The sequence below is a fragment of the Oleiphilus sp. HI0123 genome (genome assembly GCF_001635315.1).
In genome coordinates, this window is record NZ_LWGE01000971.1 from 1 (window position 1) to 757 (window position 757).

The window sequence follows — 757 nt, forward strand, 5'->3', positions numbered from 1 at the left end:
GCGTACAAAGGTTCCCGCAAAGTAGGTTACGCCAACTTCGGGCGATGAGTCATCACCATATCGCCATTGGCCACCATCTAAGGCGTCCATATACTTGGACTTGCCTCCAATAACACCAATTGGCATACCTCCACCGATAATCTTACCGTAGGTTGCGATATCTGCTGGAATATCGAAATGGCCTTGAGCTCCTCGTGGTCCGAGGCGGAAACCTGTAATGACTTCATCGAATATAAGGGCCATCTCATTTTGATCGCATAAGCTCCTTAACTCTTGAACGAACTCTTTAGGCTGAAGTTCTGGGTTTCGGCTTTGTACAGGTTCGATCAGAACAGCAGCGATGTCATCGGCGTTTTCTTCGATATACTTTAAAGACTGTGGGTCACCGTAGTCTAGAATCATTGTGTTGGCGACGGCCTCTCCAGGAATACCGGCTGCTGCTGGTAACGGTAGGCCATTCGAACCTCGATGGACGATAACCTCATCATTGATTCCATGATAGTCGTTTTCAAACATGACGATATGTTCTTTGCCTGTCACTGTGCGCGCTAATCGTATGGCGCCAAGTACAGCTTCAGAACCAGTATTACAGAAAGCAACACGCTCTAGTTGAGTTAACTGGCAAAATTTCTTGGATACCTTTTCAGTTAAGGGGCTCTGGAGGCCGATTTGGTAGCCGGTCTCTAGCTGTTTGGCAACGTCCGAGCGAATAAATTCAGCACCATTGCCAAAGAAATTTGAGCCAAAGCCACAGGTG

Annotated in this window: 1 protein-coding gene; it reads right to left on the bottom strand. The window is 47.6% G+C overall.

The features are described 5' to 3' along the window. Window positions 1–757 (bottom strand): aminotransferase class III-fold pyridoxal phosphate-dependent enzyme (locus tag A3761_RS08395; RefSeq protein ID WP_156491750.1); only part of this gene is annotated, 757 nt, incomplete at both ends.